The sequence below is a fragment of the Blastopirellula marina DSM 3645 genome (genome assembly GCF_000153105.1).
Classification (GTDB): domain Bacteria; phylum Planctomycetota; class Planctomycetia; order Pirellulales; family Pirellulaceae; genus Blastopirellula; species Blastopirellula marina.
Map to the genome: position 1 here is coordinate 1,900,530 of NZ_CH672376.1, position 18,361 is coordinate 1,918,890.

An 18,361-nucleotide genomic window follows, 5' to 3' on the forward strand; every position below is an offset into this window, starting at 1 on the left:
CGCCTCTGGCTAGTATTCGCTTGGTTTGAAAACGTGCGACCTTAAAACGGGTCTTGCTGGGGCCTAGATTTCTCTTCCGCAAGAATCCTTAGACCGTTGGGATCTTGCTGCGAACGTCGGCGATGATTTCTCGCGGGACGAACTTGGCGAGCTGATCGTCGCCGGCCAGCGGAGTGATTTGCTTGAGCAAACTGCTGGAGACGTGACCATATTCTTCGTCCGCCATCAGAAAAACGGTTTCGATGCCGGGATCCAATTTGCGGTTGGCCATCATCATGGTGAATTCGCCGGCGATGTCGGTCAAGGGACGAATGCCGCGGATCATCGCCCGCGCGTTAACCGAGCGGACAAAATCGACCGCCAAGCCCGAGAAGTGAAGCACGTCAATGTTGGGAACATGCTTCGTGACGCGGCGGACCAGTTCGACCCGCTCTTCGGCGTTGAACAGCCCCACCTTTTGATCGTTGGTGCCGATGCCGATGATCAAGCGATCGACCAAGCGACTGCTTCGCTCGATCAAATTCAAATGGCCGAGCGTCACCGGGTCGAATGAGCCGGTGTAGACGGCGACTTTGGGGTTTTCTTCAGACATCGGAGCTGGCTTCGTTGGGGGCACGGACTTGGTAGAGGGCATGGACTTCCGGCTTCGAGAAGTACCGGAAAGTTACGAAATAATAACCGAATTGGAGCAGTAAAAAACCAGCGGCAGACGCGATGCCGATATAAAAACCGACGTTCATCGCTACATACATGATGTGGGACGCGTTGTTGTCGGAATCGAAATCCTGAAAAACCGTTTGCAAAGCGTGATAGATATCCTGCTGCATGAAGACGACGATGACGGCGCCCAATAGGTCGGTCACCGTCGAGGCGATCACGGCGCACTTGATCCAGAAATCGCCGTGCGGGCGCAGCTTCAACGTTTGGTACGCCGCCCATAACAACAAGCAAGCGACGATGATTCCGCACGGATATAACGCCAATTGGTACGGGAAGTATTTGCCCTGAATCGCGACCATTAGTTCCTGGTACTCGATCACTTCGGCCGGCGCTTCAGTTGCCGCACTTCCTTGCGACAATTTCGGATTGATCAACCAAGGGAGCCCAACCAAGAAGGACCCCAGCTTGATCAACGCCAGTACGATGCCTGCGATCGCCAAACCCGTTAATAAACCAGGTGCGTTGGATTTTGAAGCTTTTTCAGCAACGACCAGATCTTCGTCTGCGGTGGACATCGGCATTGCTCTGGAAAAAAATTTTCGATTTGTCGAACCGGCGATCTCCATCGTACTCTCCCCCGATAGCGTCAGTCCACGACCTCCGCTTCCAGTGCCGGCGCCGCCAGCAAAATGGGGGTTCGTACCGCAAATTGTTTTTTTTCGTTGAACTTGACCCTGAAAAAATATCGAAACTATACTTGAAGTACTGGCATATCCCGGACGACTTGCGGTTTACGTGCGCCACGATTGGTTATCACCGGCAAACGAACAACAACGACTAGGAGGCCGAAAGCCATGAGCGACAACGAGCGCAGCTTCAACGTACGTCAGTTCTTTGCAGGAGTGACGGAGCATACGTTCTACACCAAGCTTGGGGTGCCTAATCCCAGACTGATCGACTATCTGACCGAGTTGCTCACGCGGTTCGTCAACAACGAAGTCGTGTTCCGCATCCGCGGCCTGACCGGCAAACCGTTGACCGAGGTCGCCCAAATGATGATGGAAGCCGAGGCGCGACTAGGAAACGCGCGGCGCGACGCTCATCAACACATCGGCGACTTCATTCTCTTTTGGTCCGGCGTCTACCCCGAAGCGCTCAAACGAATGCGCCGCGAAGACCGGATGGATCACTTGATTAACTATTGGGCCGAAGGCAAACGCGCCTATCACGCCGCCAGCGAGATCCAATCAGGCTACGACCAATCGGGCGCCGAACTGTTGGACGAACTAAGCGACAAGTTTGAATTGTGCGCCTACGGACTAGGAGAAGTCCGCCGCGAATGGGAACGCCGCGACGACAGCGGAACCGGACTGATGCTGTTTGGGTAGAGCGCGGCAATACGGAAACCCCGGCGCCTATTCCTCTTTGTAGCCCGAAACGCAAGCGGTGAAAAAATTACGTCACGAGCCCTTTAGTGACCATCATAAAGACGTCTTCCAAGGTAGGGTCTTTTTCGGCGTAGCTGCGCACGCGGACGCGGTTGGCGAGTAATTTCTCCAACAGCGACGCAACTCCGTCGTCGTCGGTTTGCAGTTCGCAGGTGATCAGATTGCGACTGGCTTCGAAGTCGACGTCGATGCAAGAAGGCTCGCTTCGAATGATCGACAGACCTACGTCGAAGTTATCAACCAGCTTGATCTGCAAGATCCGGTTTTTGCGAATCCGGCGATAGACTTCGTCGATCGGACCGTGCATCAGCAACTGGCCCCGCTCGATGATGCCGACCGACGTGCAGCAATCGGCCAATTCGGTCAAAATATGGCTGGAGATGAGAATGGTTTTCCCCATCTTTCGCAACTCTTTCAGCAACGCTTTGACTTCCAACCGGGCGCGAGGATCGAGCCCGCTCGCCGGTTCATCCAAAATCAACACCGGGGGATCATGCACCAACGTCTTGGCCAGGCAAAGACGCTGCTTCATCCCGCGTGACAAGCCGTTGACAAAGTCGTTGCGTTTGTACGTCAGGTCGAGCAGTTCTAAAACGTCCGTGATCACCGCTTTGCGACGCGAGCGCGGAATGCCGTAGGCGACGGCGAAAAAGTCCAGGAACTCCCAAACCTTCATACCGTCGTACACGCCAAAGTTATCAGGCATATAACCGACGCTGTGCCGGACGTTCATCGGATCTTTGGCGACCGAGTAGCCGTTGACCGTGCCGCCGCCGCGCGTCGCTTTTAGCAACGTCGCCAGATAGCGAATGCTCGTACTTTTACCGGCGCCATTGGGGCCGATAAAGCCAAACATTTCGCCGGCTTCAATTTTCAGATTCAGGCATTCGACTGCGGTGAATGCGCCGTAGTCTTTGCCGAAATCGATCAGCTCGATCATAGGGTGTCGATCTACTTGGGGCCGTCTTCGGGTAGTAATTCGATGCTATCGGCGCTGTCTTGCAACACCTTCTCCGGCTCTTGTCCCAACACGCGGCGCGTATTGACGTCCCCTTCCGGGTCCGGCAACTGCGCGTACTGCAGATGCGCGACAACCAGCGTGCGCAAAGTTCGCTGCGGCGCCTCGGGAGTGATCGTGACGCCTGGCACGTCTTGATCGGTCCACCCGATCAATTGCACGTCATCCGTTTGCAGATGACGGACATCTTTGGCGACGTTCAGCAGTCGCCGTAAGCTGACCTCCGAGTCTTGGATATCCGGCGAAAAAACCTTCGCTTGATTCCACTCGGGACAAACGCTCCAAGGATCGGTCATCGGCTCAAAATGAATCGTCTTCGTTTCTTGGGGACGTAGTTCGCCGATCCAGGCGACTTCCAACGCATCTTTGGATCCGTGATTGACGCGTCGCATGACGGCGGCGTCATGAATCGCCAACTCGCCGCGATAGATGACCTCGGCCGACTTCTCGCCTGCGAGCGGTTTCCAGGAAAAGACCGCCTCGTCGGCGAGCGACAACATATATTCGCTGTGCATCCGCCCTGTCGAGTTCGACATCACGCTGAACCCGGTCAGCGACGCCGACAAGCCTTCTTGATCAAATCGAACCTCCGTCGTCGAATCCCCAAATCGAGTCGGCGTGATCTGGCCCGAGGCAAACGTCAGCGGCAACGCCAGCGCCGACGCTTGATCAAACTCAGAGTGATAGCGCGTTGACAATGAGGTATACAAAGACGTGTAGCGGGCCATGTGCGCGCGGTGATAGTTGGGCTGGATCTCTAGGATACCGATCTCAGTTCGATTGCGGGCGAAACCAATATCGAGCTGCGCCAACTTGATCACGGCGAAAGCGCCGACAATCGCGATCACCGGCGCCGCGATCCAGGCCCATTCGACGCGACCGATGCACCAGAACACGCCCCAGTTCAAAGGAACGAGCACCAGCAAATAAACCGCCGTCACCCGCAAGATGAACGCGGCGTCAGGAATATCGATTCCGGACGCTTCCACCAAACATTCTCGCGCGGCGTTGGCGGCGCCGCTATTGTCGTTCCAAGCGGCGACGCCTGCGTCGGTCGCGACAAAGCCGGCGTTGGGCAGCACGGAGATCGTCACATCGTCTTGCTCCTCCTTGGCGAGTCCCAGCCCCAACTGGTTGCTCTCGACGGGAGGATTCTGTTGTGCGAGCCCGTGCTCTTCTCGATATTTGTTGTCCAATCGATCGTAGCGGCGCGACGCACTCTCGACGTCGCGGCTGAAATAGCGCAATTGTGAAACGGCCAATGGATCGTTCCGCGCACGCGAAGAGTCCCAGCGCGTCGTGACAAACTCGACATCAGTCGCGACGAAGCGACGAGCCGGCCGCCGCAAAATCGCGGCGTTAAAGAAGTTGTCGAAGTTCTTCCATTGCTTTGTGATTCGCGGGTCGCGAAGTTGAAAACCGGTGACCGTGATTCGTCCGCGGCCGACGCGACGTTCCGCGACGAGATCGGCCGTATCCTCAACGAAGTAGGCGTCGTCCGCCAGCTTCAATTTGACGCCGCGAGCCGGCGCGTCTCCTAATTGCAGGAGATAGCGTTCCTTCCTGTTGTTGACGCGCTCCTCCATCACATATTTTTGGTTCCAAGGTTCAAAGCGAGCCTGGTCCAGTTCTTCGGCGCCATCGGCCAGAGCCGGCAGATAGTCGGCCAAAAAACTAAGTCGCAGTCGATCCAGCGAACCAGGGCCGCTGATGATCAACTGCCCGCCCCAATGGAGCCAGTCAAGCAGCGCCTCTTGCTGATAGGTTGTCAGGGCCTGCTGATCGATGTCATCCCAGACGATGACGGCGATGCTTGTCCAAGTGAGCGGATTTTCAGGCAGCGGCGTGCGATCGATGATTTTGGGCGTCACCACGCGATAGTGCGGCGCCGATTCATTTTGATCCATCGACGCCGAGAGCGGCTTGACCGTATCGAGTGCGCTAAGATATTGGTACTCGTCCGAGTTCGCGGCCAATACCACCATATAAAACTGATGTGCTGGCATCGCCGAGGTCGGCAAGACTTCGGATTGAACCGCGCCGCCGCCGCCGCGATCTTGCAGGCGACACAACAGCCAACGACTAGTCGACATGCTATTTCCCGGATTGATTTCCGGCACATAGTAAGTGACGTCGGACCAGCTCTCTTGACCTTTCGCCAGCGCAATCGGTCGCGTCGCCGAAAAGAAATAGTTGGTCCCCGGCAAGGGAATCGAACCGCCGGTTTGATCGGTCGTCTTCGAGTAGAGCTCGCCGCGATAGTCATAGGCGTTCGCTTTTAAGCGAATGCTGCCGCTGACCCAATGGCCTGGCTTAATATAGTTGCCGGGCCCGCGATCGTCATACGGTAGAGCCCGAAACTCGGGCGGCTCAAAGTCCGCTTTTGCTTGCTCTTCTTCCTGTCGCTTCTTTTTCGCCGCCTCTTCCTCGGCCGTGGTTCGCTCGCGCAAGCAACCGCTGCAGCCAGGCACGCTCACCACGATCACCAGTCCCAACAGAATCGCCATAGTAGCGGACCACGACATGCGCCAACGAGCATCGGAGACGAGCTTGGTGGACGTACACGAGATTGGCTTCGGCATAGCGGAATTCGCGGGAGGAGCGTCTCGGTCGGGACGGGAACACGCGCCACAGCAAGTGGTTCGCAGCGACTGCTTCAAGTTTAGAGCCCCGCCCACTTTGGCGAAAGTGACTGAACTATTTTTCCGGTTTTCTTGCCCCTAGCTCTAAATCACCGGGAAAGTCGACGTCGTACGGCTTGACGCTGGACATCGCGATCGCGCGCCATTCATTTTTTGCGAACAAATCGCGAATCGTCTCGGCCGCCGACAATTGGGCGACTTGCTCCGCGATTCTCCACGGGAAAAGGACCGGATGACTCCTGCGATCGTCATAGGTCGCCGCCAAGATCGGGCGCTGCTGCGGATCGTAGGCGTCCAACAGCGTCGCGATCGCCATCGGGTCGAGCGTCGGCAGATCGGCCGGCGCCAGCATCCACGCATCCCCAGAACGGGGCGAAAATTTTTGAGAAATATGCTGCAAGCCGGCTCGAACCGAATCGATCATCTCCGGCAGCGGCGTCTCGCTGATCACCAACTCGGCGCGCAATGTTTGCAAATACTCTCGCAGCGCGGCATGCTCTGCACGCACGATGACCACGATCTGATCGACGCCGCCGCGACGCCAGGCTTCGATCACGCGATCAACGATCGGCTTTCCCTCAAACGGAAGCAACAGTTTATCGCTTCCCATCCGTCGACTTCGTCCCGCCGCAGGCACGATCGCAAAACTGCGAAAACTATGCTGCCCCATGCGTCCGTTTCTCCCCTCCCCAGTCGCAAGTTTTGAAGAGACGCAAGGTCAGAAAAGAAAAGGATCCAGAAGCCCAACTTCTTCGTCGCCCACGGTTTTCTTCGTAGCCCGATGCTGCCAAGGATTCATAATATATCGCAACTTTTAAGGTCGCGTGATTGAGCGGCGCCCGAGCTACGAACCGAGATCAGCTGGGCGACAATGCTGATCGCGATCTCCGGCACCGTTTGCGAACCAATGTCGACCCCCACCGGTGCGAAGACTGCGGCCAACGACGCTTCAGAAATCCCTTGTTCGCGCAGATCATCGAAGATCAGGCGAATCTTCCGGCGACTGCCGATCATTCCCACATAAGCAGCCCCCCGGTCGACGAGTCGCAGCAGCGCTTCTTCGTCATGATTATGTCCGCGGGTGACGATCAGACAAAAGTCGCGCGCATCGATTTCGAGCTTCGGCAGCTCTTCTTCCAACTTCCCGACGATCCGCTGCTGGGCAGTGGGAAAACGTTCTAGCGTCACGTACTCGGCGCGATCGTCACAAATCAGAATGTCAAAGTCGGCCTCATGTGCAAGCGCCGCAACCGCTTTGCCCACGTGCCCGCCGCCGACGATGATCAAGCGACAGCGGGGCGGGTAAGGGAGATAGGCGATTCCCTGTTCGACGCGCGGTCGAGGTCGCTGCTGAACAGGCTCAATCCCAGCGGCGATCATAGGATCTGCCGGTTCTGAATCGCAGCGTAAACTAGCGATCAGCCTGGCGTCGCTATCAAAGAGTCGCATTTCCTGCGATTCCCCTTCGATCCGAATCGCTTCGGTTCCCCCCTGCTCTGCGACGGCGAACAGGCGTTCGTAATAATCGCGGGTTGCGGCGTTCTGCTCCATCGGATCCAGCAAGACCTTCATTCGTCCCCCGCAGATCAGCCCGTCGTCCCAACCGTAGTCCGAGTCCAAATGGAACGTCATGATCTCTGGCTTGGCTTGCTGAAGAACCCGCAGCGCCTGACGCCGCACCTCGGCTTCGACGCAACCGCCGCCCAAAGTTCCGGCTTGGTCGCCGTTGGGATAGACCAGCATCGCGGCGCCGGGCTTTTGCGGAGTGGAGCCGCGCGTTTCGACCAAACGACACAAGACGACCGGCTGGCCGTCGTTGATCGCTTGTCGGAGAGGACTCTGCACGTCACGCATGAGCAGTTAGGCTGGCTCGACCACTTGCAGTTGCATTCCGAGCACGATATCGGAAACTTTGGTCCGGTATTCGTCCATGTGAGGTGCAATCAAATGCGTTTTGAGCGCTTCGATCGATTCCCATTTTTCCATCACCGTCACCACATTACTGCGGAGCGGAAGTTGCGGGCCAAGTCCCGTCGCGACATCGATGGCCGGACCATACTCAAGGCACCCCTGCTCGGCATGCACCAACGGGACCAACGCATGAAAAGCGGCTAAAAATTGTTCGCGTGAGCCTGGCTCGAGTTCAATCGTCGCGATCACATAAATCATGAGTGGCAATCTCCGTAGTCGACAAAATCCAGGGCCCGGCGGCAACGCCTGGCGGTGGACTCAATTTAGCAGATTCCCTCGCACTGCGAATCGGCGGGCGCCTGCGCGGCGCCCCAGCCCGATTTTGGCGGTCGGCAGGCCGTCAGCTATATTGGACCTAACTAATTTTCTGAGTCGCCTGAGGATCTGGCCAGTGATGCCGCTCGCACGTCTTTCCTGTTTGACTGTCGCCGTGGTCGTGATGTTGGGATGCGGCAAGGCCAAGCCGACCGCGCCGGCGGTTCAAGTCACGATGCCAGAAGATGGGGGAGCGCCCGGCAATGGTTTCGTCGCCGGTTGGAACGACGACTACGTCTCCCAGGCGCGAGCGCAATCCAGCGGAAATCCGCCGCCGGGAAGAATAGCGACCAGCAATTTCGCCGCTCCGCCGCGCCCTGGAACTCCTCGACCTACGCTGACGACAACGCCGGGGGTCGCCACGCGGCGGCCGATGACGACGCCGAGCCGGCCGGCTCCTCCGCTGCCGATGGTTTCCGATCCGATTAACATGGCGCAGTTGTCGCCGACGCTGGAACCGATCGTCGTCCAACTCACAATGACCAAAGCCAATGGCCGAGTCGTGCAAGGAGGCGGAGTCGTTGTCAGCAAAGAGGGCCTAGTCGTCACCACCGCGTCACTGATCCAAGACGCCGTCGCCGGCGAAGCGGAATTCTGCAATCAACAGAAAACGTCCGTCCTGGGACACTTTACCAACCACGGCGACGCCGAGATTCCCTTGGCGGCGGTCATCGTGGACACGCATGGTTATGAACTGGAAGCGACGCGCGTCAGTCCGCTTTTGGCCTCGAAGGACATGACCGTCAAGATCGGCGATCCGCTCCTCTATTTTGAGACGGATGAATTTCCCTTTCCGCGTGAACAAATTGTGGCTAACGGGTTACAACAACCTCCCCGCCGACGCGGTTTCGGCAATCCAGGTCGCCAGGAATACCGGACCATCTATACGACGGCTCGCAGCGAAGATTCTCCGCAGGGTAACCCCATGTTTGATCGAGCCGGCGAATTGGCCGCGATCACGATCGTCAACCGGATGAACGCCCAGGTGATCGCCGTTTCGATCAACGAGATTGCCGAGCGTCTTCCCAGCATGTCCCTTTCTAATTCCATTCGTTACACCGGAAAGATGGCGCCGGGACGACAATAGCAAATAGACGCAGGCGGAAAAAACTTCTTCGCAAGTCGATTTCGCGTTGCCGGGCAGTTGGTGTTAAGATGTCGTACCCTCACTTCTTACGAACGTCTGCCTTAGCCCCCGCGTGTTATGACGAGTCGTCTTTTCTATTGGTCGTTGACGTCGGCGCTGGCCGGCTTCTTATTCGGTTTTGATACGGTCGTCATCTCTGGCGCCGAAGAAACGATTGAAAAATTGTGGGACCTCGACAAGGTCACTCACGGCTTAGCCATGAGCGCCGCCCTATGGGGCACGGTGATCGGCTCACTCATCGGCGGTTGGCCGACCGACGCTTGGGGTCGTCGTAAAACGCTTCTCTCGATCGGCGTGCTCTATTTCATCTCGGCGGTTTGGTCCGCGCTGGCGAATGACGTCAGCGCCTTCATGATCGCCAGACTAGTCGGCGGCTTGGGAGTCGGCATTTCGACGGTCGTCGCTCCCCTCTACATCTCCGAAATCTCTCCGCCAGAGCGGCGTGGTCGCTTAGCGGCGATGTTCCAATTCAATATTGTCTTTGGCATTTTGATCGCTTATGCATCCAACGCGCTGCTTGCCGGAATCGGTCCCAACTCATGGCGCTGGATGTTGGGAGTCGAAGCGTTTCCGGCGATCATCTACACCCTGATGTGCTTCACGCTTCCCGAAAGCCCCCGTTGGTTGATCACGAAAAAAAATGATCGTGAAGCCGGATTGCGAGTCCTGCAGATGGTGGCGCCCGAACGTACGCCCGCCGAGATTGACGCGTTGGCGAACGAAATCGCCGAGGCGGCGACGGTCGAAAAGCAGTCGCTGTCGAGCTTTTGGTCCGCCAAGATGAAAACGCCGATCATGCTGGCTTTTCTGGTCGCGTTCTTCAACCAGATGTCCGGCATCAACGCGATCCTGTATTTCGCTCCCCGTATTTTTAAGGAAGCAGGCCAAAGTGGAGAAGCGGCGCTGCAAACGTCGGTCAGCATCGGGATTGTCAATCTGATTTTCACCTTCGCCGGACTCTGGCTGATTGATCGTCTGGGACGCAAGACGCTGTTATGGATTGGATCGGTTGGTTATATCGTCTCCCTCGTCGGTTGCAGTTGGGCCTCTTGGAATGATCAATACGTCGTTCTAGCCGCTTGCGTGAACATCTTCATCGCGTCGCATGCGATCGGCCAAGGCGCCGTCATCTGGGTCCTGATATCGGAAGTCTTCCCCAATCGTTATCGCGCGATGGGGCAATCGCTCGGCAGTTCTACCCACTGGGTCTTCGCCGCGTTGATCACGGCGTTGTTTCCACTTTTCGCCGAACAGCTCGGCATGGGCGCGATTTTCCTCTTCTTCTGCGGCATGATGGTGCTGCAATTGATCTGGGTCGTGACGATGGTCCCCGAAACCAAGGGAGTGCCGCTCGAAGAAATGGAGCGAAAACTGGGTGTGACGCCGTAGATGGACGAGCCAGAGAATCCGTTTGCAGCGCCGTCCGTTCCGGTTGCTACAAGTCCAAGGGCACCGGACGGATACCGATTTTACGGAGTCTTCTGCTGGGTTTCCTACCTAATATGCAGGTTGGCGCCAATCCCCGGGGCGCTCTCCGGTCCGATCATGATCATCGGCATGCTCTGCGGCGCATACGTGTTGAAATCGTCCCCGATTCGTTCACCTGCCCGCGTGCATGCCGCCGTCGGTCTGCTGCTGTGGGGCGTCACGATTTTGCTGATTCATCTGCTCGCCATCCACCGTGAGCTTTGAACCGCTGCGGGATGCGCGAAAAAAGACGGGGCCGGTTTGCAAACTGGCCCCGTCGCTGTCCTTCTGTTTTGTTGGGCGCCGTCGTTATACGTACTCTTGCGTCGTCGGCTTTACGATCAGTTCCGGCACATGGGCTCGGGGGGGCAAATTGCAGATCGCCAAGACGACTTCTTTAAAATCCTCCGGTTGTAGCATCGTCGCGCGATGCTCTTCGGTCACCGGCTTCGGGCGTTGTTTTAGCAGCGGCGTATCGACTTCGCCGGGATAGATATTGGTGATCCGCACGCCGTTCTTGTTCTCTTCGTTGCCGGCGGCGGTTCCCAGCGCAGTCATGGCAAACTTTGACGCGGCGTAGGCGATGCCCCCCAGTGCGAGCGCTCGTTTGCCGGCGATCGAAGAGATATTGATGATCAGGCCATCTTTTCGCTCGCGCATTTGCGGCAACACGGCGTACATCAAGTTGTAGGCGCCGGTCGAATTGATCTGCATCATCCGATCCCAGTCTTCCGGCGTCATTGCTTCCATCGAGCGATTTTTGATGTTCACGCCAGCCGCGTTGACCAGAATGTCGACCTTGCCGAGCGTCTGATCGGCCCAAGCCAGCAGATCCAGCACGCTCTTGCGGTCCGAAACGTCGACGCTATGGCAATGAATCTCGGCCGACGACGATGCGGCGCCCTGCTCGAGCACCTCAAATCGACGACCGGCGATTGCGACTTTGGCGCCAGCTTCGGCCAACGCTTGAGCGATCGCCAAGCCAATTCCGGTTCCCCCGCCTACAACTAACGCCGATTTTTCCGCCAGACTCATTGCTTCTCCTTCACGTTTCAATTCTGCCGTTCAATCCAAAAGTTGCTCAATTTTCTGGTTTCATATGGTGTTGAGCAGACTCGATAGCTTACCAACTAGGTGAACATCTTGCCGCTGGCGGCCTCTATCGAGCAGCCGATATGCGTCTGAAGAAGTTGGTTTCGGCTGGGTCGGCGAAGTTTTTTTCCAAGTTCACCCGATTTGCCCCCGCCGGCGGTGGAGAGTGCCCTGTACCCAACACGTACGGAACTGCTTAAAATCGGGGTTTGTTTTTCCATTCCGCTCGCCCTTAGGGGAATAGCTCGCATGAACGCTTCGGTCTCCGACGCTGTCCAACGCGTTTTCAACTTCTCGGCCGGTCCCGCCGTTTTGCCGCTGCCGGTGCTAGAACAGATCCAACGCGATATGCTCGCCCTCCCCGGCGTTGGCAGTTCGATCCTGGAAATCAGCCATCGCAGTCCCACCTTCATTGATATCGCGAATGACGCCAAGGCGCGAATCACCAGCCTGTTAAACGTGCCGGAAACGCACGAGATCCTGTTCCTGCAGGGGGGATCGCGGCTCCAGTTCTCGATGATTCCGATGAATCTGCTGCTCGAAGGCAAACCGGCCGATTACGTGCTGACCGGGTCGTGGGGCAAAAACGCCAAAAAAGAAGCGGTCAAAGAAGGCAAAGTCCAAGTTGCCTGGGATGGCGCCGATTGCAGCTACAATCGCCTGCCGAAACAAAGCGAGCTGAAGCTCGACCCGAATGCGTCGTTCGTTCATCTGACCTCGAACGAAACGATCGAAGGGGTTCAGTTCCTTCATGAAATCGAAGCTGGCGACGTGCCGGTCGTCGTCGACTGCTCGTCCGACATCTTCTGCCGTCCCTTGCCGGTCGAACGCTACGGCCTGATCTACGCCTGTGCCCAAAAGAACGCAGGCCCCGCCGGCGTGACGATGGTAATCATCCGCAAAGACCTGCTGCAACGCGGCGACGCCGAACTGCCCGGCTATTTGCTCTATCGCAATCATGCCGAAGCTGATTCGATGTGGAACACGCCGCCGACCTTCGCGATCTACGTGATGGGTCTGGTCGCCAAATGGCTGCAAGAAGAGATCGGCGGCCTGGCGAAAATGGAATCGCTAAACCGCGAAAAATCGTCACTGCTGTACGACGTCATCGACAACAACTCCGATTTCTACGTCGGCCATGCGGATGCGGACAGCCGTTCGCTGATGAACGTCACCTTCCGTCTGCCGAGCGCCGATATCGAGAAGAAATTCTTCGCGGCCGCAGAAGAATTGAATCTGACCAACTTGAAGGGTCATCGCAGCGTCGGCGGAGTTCGCGCTTCGGTCTACAACGCAATGCCGCTGGCCGGCGTGCGTGCCTTGGCCGACTTCATGCAGCAGTTTGCCGACGACAACAAATAGTCGCTCGCCCTCCCCATCAAGATCTTGCACCCCAACAGCTATCGAAGGCTTCGCTCATGCCCAAAATTCTGGTTCTCGATGAATTGTCGCCTGAAGGCCTGGCGCTGCTTGATGCAGCAGAAGGTTTCGAGTACGAAATTCGCCTTAAGCTAGCCGGGGAAGAACTCCGCAAGTCGCTGGCCGAATTTGACGGCGCCATCTGTCGCAGCGGGGTGAAGATCACGGCCGAGTCGCTCGAAGGAAATACCCGCCTGCGCTGCATCGCCCGAGCCGGCGTCGGCACCGACAACATCGACAAGGACGCGGCGACTCGGTTGGGAATCGTCGTGATGAATACGCCGACCGGCAACACGGTCAGCACCGCCGAGCATGCCTTCTGCTTGATGATGGCCTTGTCGCGAAACGTCGCGTCGGCCAATCAAAGCCTGGTCGAAGGCCGCTGGGATCGCAAAAAGTATATGGGCTCGCAACTGGCCGACAAAACGGTCGGCATCGTCGGGCTGGGCCGCATCGGCCAAGAATTCGCCAAGCGAGCGCTCGCGTTTGAAATGCGGGTGATCGGTTTCGATCCCTTCATCAGTCCCGAGCGGGCCGCGGAATTGGGGATCGAACTCTACGCGTCGGTCAAAGAGATGTTGCCGCTGGTCGACTATCTGACAGTTCATACGCCGCTGACGGCCGAGACCAAGGGGCTGATCAACCAAGACGCGCTCGAAATCATCAAGCCGGGCGCACGTCTGATCAACTGTGCCCGCGGCGGCATCTATGACGAAGCGGCCTTGGTCGCAGGGCTGAAGAGCGGCAAGCTGGGAGGCGTTGCGCTGGACGTTTACGCCGCAGAGCCGTGTACGGACAGCCCGTTGTTTGGGATGGAAAACGTCGTCTGCACGCCTCACTTGGGCGCCAGCACGGAAGAAGCCCAAACTCAGGTCGCCATCGAAGCGGTGCAGTTGGTCACCAACCATCTTAATACCGGCGAAATTCGCCATGCGGTCAACGTCGCTCCGATCGATCCGAAAACGCTCGATTCGATGCGCGGTTATCTGGACGTCGCCTATCGCATCGGCCTGTTCGCGGGCCAACTGCACGGCGGCAAGCTGAAGGCCTGCAAGCTGAACTATCGCGGCGAAGTCGCCGGCAAAGACACCAAGCTGCTGACCGCATCGTTCTGCGCGGGTCTTTTGGAGCAAGCGATGGACGAAGGGGGCGCCAACATTATCAACGCCCAGATGTTGCTCGCCGAACGCGGCGTCACCATCTCGACCGAGAGCAGCACCGAAATGGGCAGCTTCTCCAGCTCGATCACGGCGACGCTCGAAGAAGAGGGGCGCACGTCGCAAGTCGGCGGCACCCTGTTCGGCAATGATATGCCGCGATTGATTTTGGTCGACGGACAACGGCTCGAAGCCTATCTAGACGGCACGCTCTTCCTGTTCGCCCACAATGACGTCCCCGGCATTATCGGCCGCGTCGGCACCATCTTCGGCAACCACAACGTCAACATCGCCCAGATGGCGGTCGGACGTTCGAGCACCGGCGGCGCCGTCGGCGTGTTGAACCTGGATGGAGCTCCCCCGCAATCGGCCGTCGATGAAGTGCTGAAGAGCGCCGATATCACGACCGCGCGGATCATCGAACTGCCGCAAGCCGGCGAACTGCCGACCTGGCTGCGATAGCCAGACGTTGATCCGACAAAACTGCAGTCGCCGAGTTTTGAAGCTGGCGACTGCGTGGTAAACTCGTGCGAAACGGATAATTGGCACGAGGAGCAACCGATGGCGACGCAACTGACCTGGTACGGACATGGAACCTGGCTGATCGATACCGGCAGCCACAAGATCCTGCTCGATCCGTTCTTGGACGAGAATCCCTCGTCGCCCATCAAAGCGGTCCATGCCGCAGCCGACGTGATTCTTTTGTCGCATGGTCACTTTGATCATGTCGGTCTGCGCAGCGACGGCGACTTCGACGTGGTTGAGATCGCCAAGCGGACCGGCGCTCAGGTCGTCACCATTCTGGAAATGGCCCAGTGGATCAACCGCCAAGGGGTTGAAAATGCGGTCGGCATGAACATCGGCGGTACGTTCCAGTCGCTCGCCGGCCCGGTTCGCATGACCCAGGCCGTGCACAGTTCTTCCCTTCCCAATGGAGAGTACGGCGGCGATCCGGTCGGCTTCATCCTGGAAGTCCCCGAAGGACTCATCTATCTGGCGTGCGACACCGATCTATTCAGCGACATGCAGTTGATCGGTGAAAAAGGAATCTTGCTCGCGATCGTACCGATCGGCGATCACTACACGATGGGCGTGAACGATTCGATCCGCGCGATCCAATGGATCTCGCCCAAGCACGTTGCGCCAGCCCACTACGATACCTGGCCGCCAATTGCGCAAGATGCGAACGCTTGGGCCGAGAAGGTGAAGTGCGAGACGAGCTCCCAGCCGCATGTGATTAAGCCGGGCGAAACAATCACGTTGAATTAAGCGTCAAGCTCTCCGGCTCTTGCTACTCAGTGCGGCAGCGCACTTTCTCACCAGTGCGGCCAGCCGCATCACGTCCCCCAAAGGGATGCTTCGGCGTATCCTTTGGGTCCATCTCTACTCGCCTCACCGACAGTTCGATCCGATTCTTGGATGACATTTTGCGCAGAAGTGAAATTTCGCGCAATGTTCGACCTAAATGCATTGCCCCAACCATTGGCTGATCTATCTTTTCGCACGTTTCAGACTCGCCACCTGAATGGGTTCGAGTGAATCCTCACCTCAAACACGTGATCTCTCTGATTCCCCGATCGGAGACAAGCTACTTGGCTGTAGCTTTCGCTAACAACGATTTCGCCCCTTGGAACATGCCAGATGAAGAAAACAAATCTCAATCTCCGCTCGCAATTGACGCTTGCCTTTCTGGCCTGCGGACTCTTACCGTTAATCGTAATTGCCGCCGTATGTTACGCATCCATTCATTCTGGCTTCGCTAGCGTCCAAGACCAATCAACTGAAGCGTTGAAAAGTGGTTCCGTCGATGCTCTCGTCGCACAGCGAGAATTAAAAAAGAAGCAGTTGACCAACTACTTTGGCACGATCAACAGTCAGATCCAGACCTTCTCTGAAAACGGCATGATTGTCGACGCAATGCGTGAGCTCCAGAGCTCCTTTCGCGATTTCCGCAACAGCGCGGAAGTTTCGGCCGATCAAATCAAAAAAATGCGCGGCGATTTGATGAACTATTACACCGGGCAGTTCGCGACTGAGTACGCCAAAAATAACGACGGCAAATCTCCTCCTGCTAGGGAATACTTACATCAACTCGACGACGACTCGATCGCGCTGCAGCACGCCTATATCTTCCGCAATAACAATCCGCTCGGCTCGAAGCATCTGCTTGAAACTTCGTCAGACAAGTCGGACTACTCTCGGTTGCATGCGAAAGTTCATCCGATTATTCGTGACTATCTCAACAAGTTCGGGTACTACGACATATTCCTGGTCGACTCTGAGTCAGGCGATATCGTTTACTCGGTCTTCAAAGAATTAGACTACTCGACCTCCTTGGTGAACGGACCTTACGCCAACACTAATTTTGGCGAAGCGTTCCGCAAGGCGAACGCCGCGAGCCAAAGAGACGAGGTCGTCTTCGTCGACTTCGCTCGTTATGCTCCCTCGTACGAAGCCCCGGCCAGTTTTATCGCATCGCCGATCTTTGACGGAGACATGAAAATCGGCGTCGCCGTGTTTCAGATGCCGGTTGACCGCATGCTGGAGATCATGGCCGTGCGTGATGGACTGGGAGAAACGGGCGAAACGATCCTGGTGGGGCCCGATTTCCTAATGCGGAGCGATTCGCATCTCGATCCCGAAAATCACGGGCTGCTCACCTCTTGGAAGTATCCAGAAAAAGGGAAAGTCGACACCGCCGCAACGCGGGCCGTGTTTGAAAAGGGAGAGTCCGGCACAACCGCAGGCAAGGACTATCGCGGCGAAGAGACCTTTATCGCTTACGGTCCGGTCGAACTGAACGGCGTCACCTATTCGCTCAACGCCAAAATGGACAAGTCCGAAGTATTGGCCTCGAGTCAGGCGATGGCCGCAACGATCGGCGGAGTCAAAGGATCGGTCGTCGGCTGGTCGGTCGGGATCGGCGTCTTGGCCGCCATCGTCCTGACGATCGTCGCGGTGTTCCTGTCGCGTAAGATCGCGCTGCCGATCCAAGACGCCGCTCAGTTCGCTCAAAACATCGCTGCTGGCGACCTTCGCCATCGCTGCGAAACTAAAGCGACCGCCGAAGTGGGCCACTTGATCGCCGCGATGAACGAAATGCGTGACAACTTGGCTGGCTTGCTGGGCGAGGTCGTCTCGACTTCCGACGTGCTGCAAGGTTCGTCGACCGAGTTGACCGGCACCGCCGAGCATCTTTCGAACGGCGCCCTGCAAACGACCGAACGCGCGGCGACCGTCTCCGCCGCCGCGGACGAAATGTCGACCAACATGGTCAGCATGGCGTCGGCGACAGAGCAGATGTCGTCCAGCATCAACAGCGTCGCAACCGCAATGGAAGAAATGTCGAGCACGATCAACGAAATTGCCCGCAACGCCGAACGAGCCTCATCGTCCGTTTCCTCGGTCGCTAACCTTTCGGCCGCCAGCAATGAGCGGATCGAAGCGCTTGGCGCCGCCGCGGCCGAGATCGGCAGCGTGATGCAGGTAATCCAAGATATCGCCGAACAGACTAACTTGTTGGCGCTCAACGCGACAATCGAAGCGGCTCGAGCCGGTGAAGCCGGCAAGGGATTTGCAGTGGTTGCGACCGAAGTAAAAGAACTGGCTCGCCAAACCGCCACCGCGACTGACGACATTCGCAAGCGGATCGAAGCGATCCAGCAAACGTCGTTTGAAGCGGTCGATTCGATCGGCAAGATCACCACAGAGATTAACGACGTGAATGAAGTTTCACGGACGATCGCTTCGAGCGTCGAAGAGCAAGGGATCGCTACGAAAGAAATCGCCAAAAACATCGCCCAAGCCGCCTGTGCCGCGAAAACGGTTTCTGCCGGAATTCAAGAATCGGCCCAGGCCAGTCAAGAGATCTCGCGAAACATAACCGGCGTCAATGATTCGGCCAAAGAGTCAACGACGCATGCCCAAAACACGAAGACCGCCGGCGTTTCGCTCCACGAGCGCGCCGATGGTCTGCGAATGACACTGAGCAAGTTCCAACTGGAACAGCAATACGGCGGCGACAA

At 57.3% G+C, this 18,361-nt stretch carries 16 protein-coding genes; 8 read left to right on the plus strand and 8 right to left on the minus strand.

The features are described 5' to 3' along the window. Window positions 1-88: 88 nt before the first annotated feature. Window positions 89-592, minus strand: a complete 504-nt coding sequence (gene coaD, locus DSM3645_RS09610) for a pantetheine-phosphate adenylyltransferase (RefSeq protein ID WP_002651938.1) — start codon at window positions 590-592, stop codon at window positions 89-91. Beyond that, entirely contained in the window at window positions 585-1,235 is a 651-nt protein-coding gene (locus DSM3645_RS09615; protein ID WP_131282388.1) for a hypothetical protein, read from the minus strand. Before DSM3645_RS09615 ends, coaD begins: the two co-directional genes overlap by 8 nt. Before the next feature lie 279 nt (window positions 1,236-1,514). Here DSM3645_RS09615 and DSM3645_RS09620 point away from each other — a divergent pair, with 279 nt between their 5' ends. Continuing rightward, the gene (locus tag DSM3645_RS09620; RefSeq protein WP_002651940.1) at window positions 1,515-2,048 is read left to right on the plus strand and encodes a hypothetical protein; all 534 of its coding nucleotides are present in this window, start codon (window positions 1,515-1,517) and stop codon (window positions 2,046-2,048) included. 67 nt (window positions 2,049-2,115) lie between these two features. Here DSM3645_RS09620 and DSM3645_RS09625 read toward each other — a convergent pair whose 3' ends face one another. The 5 genes from DSM3645_RS09625 to DSM3645_RS09645 form a co-directional block, all read right to left on the minus strand. Continuing rightward, window positions 2,116-3,048, minus strand: a complete 933-nt coding sequence (locus DSM3645_RS09625; protein WP_002651941.1) for an ABC transporter ATP-binding protein — start codon at window positions 3,046-3,048, stop codon at window positions 2,116-2,118. An 11-nt stretch (window positions 3,049-3,059) separates the two neighbouring features. Beyond that, window positions 3,060-5,708: a hypothetical protein gene (locus tag DSM3645_RS09630; RefSeq protein ID WP_131282391.1), complete on the minus strand. Its 2,649-nt coding sequence runs from the start codon at window positions 5,706-5,708 to the stop codon at window positions 3,060-3,062. A gap of 115 nt (window positions 5,709-5,823) precedes the next feature. Next, window positions 5,824-6,438 carry a nucleotidyltransferase family protein gene (locus tag DSM3645_RS09635; RefSeq protein ID WP_040351736.1) on the minus strand — a complete coding sequence of 205 codons (615 nt, stop codon included), beginning with the start codon at window positions 6,436-6,438 and terminating at the stop codon, window positions 5,824-5,826. Between the two features lie 125 nt (window positions 6,439-6,563). Continuing rightward, on the minus strand, window positions 6,564-7,622 hold the full coding sequence (locus DSM3645_RS09640) for an XdhC family protein (RefSeq protein ID WP_002651944.1): 1,059 nt from the start codon (window positions 7,620-7,622) through the stop codon (window positions 6,564-6,566). A 6-nt stretch (window positions 7,623-7,628) separates the two neighbouring features. Then, window positions 7,629-7,937: a putative quinol monooxygenase gene (locus tag DSM3645_RS09645; protein ID WP_002651945.1), complete on the minus strand. Its 309-nt coding sequence runs from the start codon at window positions 7,935-7,937 to the stop codon at window positions 7,629-7,631. Between the two features lie 196 nt (window positions 7,938-8,133). Between DSM3645_RS09645 and DSM3645_RS09650 the strand changes: the two genes are divergently transcribed. From DSM3645_RS09650 to DSM3645_RS09660, 3 genes are all read left to right on the plus strand, one after another. Continuing rightward, window positions 8,134-9,141, plus strand: a complete 1,008-nt coding sequence (locus DSM3645_RS09650; protein WP_002651946.1) for a hypothetical protein — start codon at window positions 8,134-8,136, stop codon at window positions 9,139-9,141. Window positions 9,142-9,258: 117 nt separating this feature from the next. Next, window positions 9,259-10,590 (plus strand): sugar porter family MFS transporter, encoded by a 1,332-nt coding sequence (locus DSM3645_RS09655; protein ID WP_002651947.1) that lies wholly within the window; start codon window positions 9,259-9,261, stop codon window positions 10,588-10,590. 120 nt (window positions 10,591-10,710) lie between these two features. Then, window positions 10,711-10,893, plus strand: a complete 183-nt coding sequence (locus tag DSM3645_RS09660) for a hypothetical protein (protein ID WP_002651948.1) — start codon at window positions 10,711-10,713, stop codon at window positions 10,891-10,893. Between the two features lie 84 nt (window positions 10,894-10,977). On the opposite strand, the gene DSM3645_RS09665 is transcribed toward DSM3645_RS09660, so the two are convergent. Continuing rightward, the gene (locus tag DSM3645_RS09665) at window positions 10,978-11,703 is read right to left on the minus strand and encodes an SDR family oxidoreductase (RefSeq protein ID WP_002651949.1); all 726 of its coding nucleotides are present in this window, start codon (window positions 11,701-11,703) and stop codon (window positions 10,978-10,980) included. Between the two features lie 306 nt (window positions 11,704-12,009). On the opposite strand from DSM3645_RS09665, the gene serC reads away from it, so the two are divergent. The 4 genes from serC to DSM3645_RS09685 form a co-directional block, all read left to right on the plus strand. Beyond that, on the plus strand, window positions 12,010-13,122 hold the full coding sequence (gene serC, locus DSM3645_RS09670; protein ID WP_002651950.1) for a 3-phosphoserine/phosphohydroxythreonine transaminase: 1,113 nt from the start codon (window positions 12,010-12,012) through the stop codon (window positions 13,120-13,122). A 56-nt stretch (window positions 13,123-13,178) separates the two neighbouring features. After that, window positions 13,179-14,798, plus strand: coding sequence for a phosphoglycerate dehydrogenase (serA, locus tag DSM3645_RS09675; protein WP_002651951.1), 1,620 nt, complete (start codon window positions 13,179-13,181; stop codon window positions 14,796-14,798). 99 nt (window positions 14,799-14,897) lie between these two features. Beyond that, window positions 14,898-15,605 carry a metal-dependent hydrolase gene (locus DSM3645_RS09680; RefSeq protein WP_040351737.1) on the plus strand — a complete coding sequence of 236 codons (708 nt, stop codon included), beginning with the start codon at window positions 14,898-14,900 and terminating at the stop codon, window positions 15,603-15,605. Between the two features lie 372 nt (window positions 15,606-15,977). Continuing rightward, a partial coding sequence (locus DSM3645_RS09685; RefSeq protein ID WP_002651953.1) for a methyl-accepting chemotaxis protein occupies window positions 15,978-18,361 on the plus strand: 2,384 nt, incomplete at its 3' end.

What these genes read in the sequence shown, in the direction of transcription:
- coaD (WP_002651938.1), bottom strand. Translation starts at nt 592, where the DNA reads ATGTCTGAAGAAAACCCCAAAGTCGCCGTCTACACCGGCTCATTCGAC.
- DSM3645_RS09615 (WP_131282388.1), bottom strand. Translation starts at nt 1,235, where the DNA reads ATGTCCACCGCAGACGAAGATCTGGTCGTTGCTGAAAAAGCTTCAAAA.
- DSM3645_RS09620 (WP_002651940.1), top strand. Translation starts at nt 1,515, where the DNA reads ATGAGCGACAACGAGCGCAGCTTCAACGTACGTCAGTTCTTTGCAGGA.
- DSM3645_RS09625 (WP_002651941.1), bottom strand. Translation starts at nt 3,048, where the DNA reads ATGATCGAGCTGATCGATTTCGGCAAAGACTACGGCGCATTCACCGCA.
- DSM3645_RS09630 (WP_131282391.1), bottom strand. Translation starts at nt 5,708, where the DNA reads ATGCCGAAGCCAATCTCGTGTACGTCCACCAAGCTCGTCTCCGATGCT.
- DSM3645_RS09635 (WP_040351736.1), bottom strand. Translation starts at nt 6,438, where the DNA reads ATGGGGCAGCATAGTTTTCGCAGTTTTGCGATCGTGCCTGCGGCGGGA.
- DSM3645_RS09640 (WP_002651944.1), bottom strand. Translation starts at nt 7,622, where the DNA reads ATGCGTGACGTGCAGAGTCCTCTCCGACAAGCGATCAACGACGGCCAG.
- DSM3645_RS09645 (WP_002651945.1), bottom strand. Translation starts at nt 7,937, where the DNA reads ATGATTTATGTGATCGCGACGATTGAACTCGAGCCAGGCTCACGCGAA.
- DSM3645_RS09650 (WP_002651946.1), top strand. Translation starts at nt 8,134, where the DNA reads ATGCCGCTCGCACGTCTTTCCTGTTTGACTGTCGCCGTGGTCGTGATG.
- DSM3645_RS09655 (WP_002651947.1), top strand. Translation starts at nt 9,259, where the DNA reads ATGACGAGTCGTCTTTTCTATTGGTCGTTGACGTCGGCGCTGGCCGGC.
- DSM3645_RS09665 (WP_002651949.1), bottom strand. Translation starts at nt 11,703, where the DNA reads ATGAGTCTGGCGGAAAAATCGGCGTTAGTTGTAGGCGGGGGAACCGGA.
- serC (WP_002651950.1), top strand. Translation starts at nt 12,010, where the DNA reads ATGAACGCTTCGGTCTCCGACGCTGTCCAACGCGTTTTCAACTTCTCG.
- serA (WP_002651951.1), top strand. Translation starts at nt 13,179, where the DNA reads ATGCCCAAAATTCTGGTTCTCGATGAATTGTCGCCTGAAGGCCTGGCG.
- DSM3645_RS09680 (WP_040351737.1), top strand. Translation starts at nt 14,898, where the DNA reads ATGGCGACGCAACTGACCTGGTACGGACATGGAACCTGGCTGATCGAT.